Here is a 3,368-nt window from a genome sequence, read left to right as displayed (position 1 = left end):
CGTTTGCGGGCTGTTCTTGAAGCGTTATTCACGGGTCGGCAGACAGTCATCGAGTTGACTTGCTTTCCCTACATTCTGAATGCGTCTTTATGATTTTGAATTAGTATAATACAAGTTGAATGAGTGAATGATAGAATGCGGGAATGGTTCTCAGCTATTCGCTAATTCTATCATTCTCTCATTCAAGATTAGATTTACCACCAGGCCTTAAACGGTCGGTATTCCTCCAGACCCAATAAATGCTTTTGTAATTTATAACATTCCAGCTTCACCAAGTGCCGATAACTGACACTACGCCCCAACGCCCGGTGTTTGATGGTTTCTTTTAGCTGTTCATCGAAACCCTGTACGAAGCGTTTTCGCGCGGCATCTTTTAACACACATCCACCTACCTCCGATCGGAAATCGGACGGTTGCAACTGCCGTTTGTTGATCATCCGAAAAATCAGTCGATCGACCAAAATTGGTTTGAACACCTCGGCCAGATCCAGCGCCAGCGAATAGCGACGGGCACCCGGTTCGTGTAAGAAACTAATTGTTGGGTTCAATTGCGTGTGGTAAATCGTACTCAGGCAAGCCGTGTAGCAGAGCATATTGCCGAAGGAGATCAAGGCGTTCAGTTCGTTTTGGGGTGGGCGCTTGCTACGCCCGTCCATGCAAAACGTTTTTCCTACAATAGCGTCGAAACAACCGTAATAGGTTTGGCGGATATTGCCTTCGATGCCCATCAACATCGGCACATCCGTAGCGGTTGGAACGCTGGTCAGTAAACGGTCGATGGTACGAATAGCCTCGGTTAAGTCTTTGGCCTCACGCTCCGGCGTACCGGTCGCCCGGTCGCGGTTATCATAGTATTTCAATACCCGCAAAATGTTATTAGCCGCCCCCTCCACAAACCGACGGGCAATTTCGATCCGCTTTTTTGCCGCCATGTAGTGCTTCGTCTGGTCGACCTGCATCTTGCCCGCCAGCAGATATTCGCGTGGCATGAATGAGCCCGTATAATGCTCGTAGTAGTTGAAAAAATGGACGGCAATGCCCTCCTGCCCCAGGAAATTGTATAGCGCGCTGTTAGCGTCCAAACTACCGAATACATACAAATCCCCTAGCTGTTCAACGGGCAGGTAGCGCGGTTGCCCCTCTACACCGGCCTCGTCGACGGGCGTAAATTTCAGGGTGTTGTCTTTCCGGCTCATCCGGCCAGCATTGAACAGGTATTTCGGTTGTTTCATGTTTTTTGACAGGATTAGCAGGATTGACAGGATTAAATAGAAAATCATGTTCATCCTGTCCAGAACGAGCGCAGTAAGAATAGCCCTGACGATCAGGCTACAGCGAAATAGAAAAATTCTGTTTACCCAGTAAATCCTGTCAGAAAGTCCTTACCTGTCTACTTTTTAAACGTTCGATATTTGCGCTTTACCGTCACGCTACTCCCAAAATTTATAAGCAGACCAATATTAAGCCCTGTAGCTGTTAGGTAGTTTACTAATTGCGCTTCGTGTTTGGAATGGGTTGTCTCCACTGCCTTGAGTTCGATCAATACACATTGCTCAACCAGCATATCGGCTACGTAATCGCCTACCTGAACCTGACGGTAAAATACGGGTATACCCACCTGCTGTTTGGACGAAATTCCTCGATTGAGCAGCTCGATATAAAGCGCGTTTTCGTAGACTTTTTCCAGAAAACCCGGCCCTAGTGTATTATGAACAGCATACGAAGCAGCAATGATTTGGTGAGTAAGCTCGTCGTGTTGCATGGTCTTTCTAACAGGATTTAATTCTTTGTAGGACGGTGCCTTATGAAAAAGTAATCCTGTAAATCATGTTAATCCTGTCAGAAATTATTCCTCCACGTAACAAAAATCAAAATAACTGCACGACCGACATTTCGACTTAGCGATACGACCGGGGCACGTTTCACTATCGACAATCTGCTCAATGTCCCGCATCCAGCCTTCCACCATAGGCACGTCTTCATCCGTCAGCAACACGGGTTGGGTCTGCCGGAGTTTTGGATATTCAATCAATCCGGTTGCCCCCTCCACGCCGTTCTTTCGTAACAGATATAGGTAAAATTGCACTTGGGCAATGTGCGAATGCTCCAGCTTGTCCGATTTTTTGATTTCGTGGACAACTTTATCGTAGGGGTCGTAGAAGTCAATGATTGAACCATCGAGTGTAATTTCGCGGTAACGTTCGGCGCGTTGTGGATACGCGTGTTCGTGTAGTTGCTTTCCCTCGCTCACCAGTTCGGAGGTATGCTCCATACGGATGTGATTGGCATGGAGCCAGAGTTTGCGATGGCAGAGATGCAGGTAGTTGACGAGGGTGGCGGTAGGGAGCATTATAGAAAGTTAAAATCGGGCGAGCGTTCAATGCGCTGGTAACCAATACCTGGCTCGTACTTCAGATTAGTCGCAACAATTGTCTCTTGCTTGTCTTTTATCTTATCTTGTTGCTCTTTAGGGCATTCCCACGGATACACTTGCACAAATAGTTGGCTAGCTTTAATGTATCTTCCGTCGCTACGTCTTTTCTCAAATTCACCTCTAAGGTTATCGCATAAGACGTCGATCTTTAAGTTACTGTTTTCAATTACCTCTTCTACCCAATCGGACCAATCACCTGCATAGAAAGACGTTTCAAAGTCGGTAATACGATCATGGGTAAAACCGATTTGAAAATTTCGTTCCTGCTCGTCTGTATAACCATTTACATAAACTTCATCACAGGCATCTACTACATGTTGCTCAGACAGTTCTTGTCCATCAAGATTTAACAAGACTCTCCACGTTTCTTTAACAATAGCTTCATCGTAGATACGTTTGATGTTGCCTATGCTCTGTTCAAAGAGATGAATTTCTGAAGGCTTCTTCCCTTGGCCAGCTCTGTTAACCCGCCCAAATCGTTGTATCAACGCGTCAATTGGTGCATTTTCGATAAATGCAATATCATAATCAATGTCTAGGCTGACCTCTACAGCTTGAGTGGCAATCAATAAACGAGGGCGTTTCAACCTATCGTTATTCGTAATAGCCTTTTCAATCTCAGTTCGTTCTTCACGGTGAAACCCGCCATGTAAAAGCTTAGGTCCATACGTATCGAATACCTTAGCTAGCTCCTGACACGATTTTACATTGTTGACGATGATAAGTACCGTCTTGTTCCCTTCTTTCAGAATATCCGTAATGAGAGTCAACGCATTGAAAATCTTATGTTCCGGGTGGCAGATAAGTTCGTGCCGGATACGTTTTATACTAATTCAAAATCATAAAGACGCATTCAGAATGTAGGGAAAGCAAGTCAACTCGATGACTGTCTGCCGACCCGTGAATAACGCTTCAAGAACAGCCCGCAAACGTT

General features: G+C 45.7%; 4 protein-coding genes. All 4 read right to left on the bottom strand.

The window, feature by feature from the left end; translation table 11 throughout:
- Positions 1-194: 194 nt before the first annotated feature.
- On the bottom strand, positions 195-1,232 hold the full coding sequence (gene cas1b / locus FH603_RS27775) for a type I-B CRISPR-associated endonuclease Cas1b (RefSeq protein ID WP_186742563.1): 1,038 nt from the start codon (positions 1,230-1,232) through the stop codon (positions 195-197).
- A gap of 158 nt (positions 1,233-1,390) precedes the next feature.
- Entirely contained in the window at positions 1,391-1,762 is a 372-nt protein-coding gene (locus FH603_RS27770) for a GxxExxY protein (protein WP_186742561.1), read from the bottom strand.
- Positions 1,763-1,846: 84 nt separating this feature from the next.
- The gene (cas4, locus tag FH603_RS27765; RefSeq protein WP_186742558.1) at positions 1,847-2,350 is read right to left on the bottom strand and encodes a CRISPR-associated protein Cas4; all 504 of its coding nucleotides are present in this window, start codon (positions 2,348-2,350) and stop codon (positions 1,847-1,849) included.
- Positions 2,350-3,204 carry a helicase-related protein gene (locus FH603_RS27760; RefSeq protein WP_186742547.1) on the bottom strand — a complete coding sequence of 285 codons (855 nt, stop codon included), beginning with the start codon at positions 3,202-3,204 and terminating at the stop codon, positions 2,350-2,352. Before FH603_RS27760 ends, cas4 begins: the two co-directional genes overlap by 1 nt.
- Positions 3,205-3,368 lie beyond the last annotated feature (164 nt).

Source organism: Spirosoma utsteinense (assembly GCF_014282275.1).
GTDB classification, from domain to species: Bacteria; Bacteroidota; Bacteroidia; order Cytophagales; family Spirosomataceae; genus Spirosoma; species Spirosoma utsteinense.
This window is presented reverse-complemented; position numbering and strand designations above follow the sequence as displayed.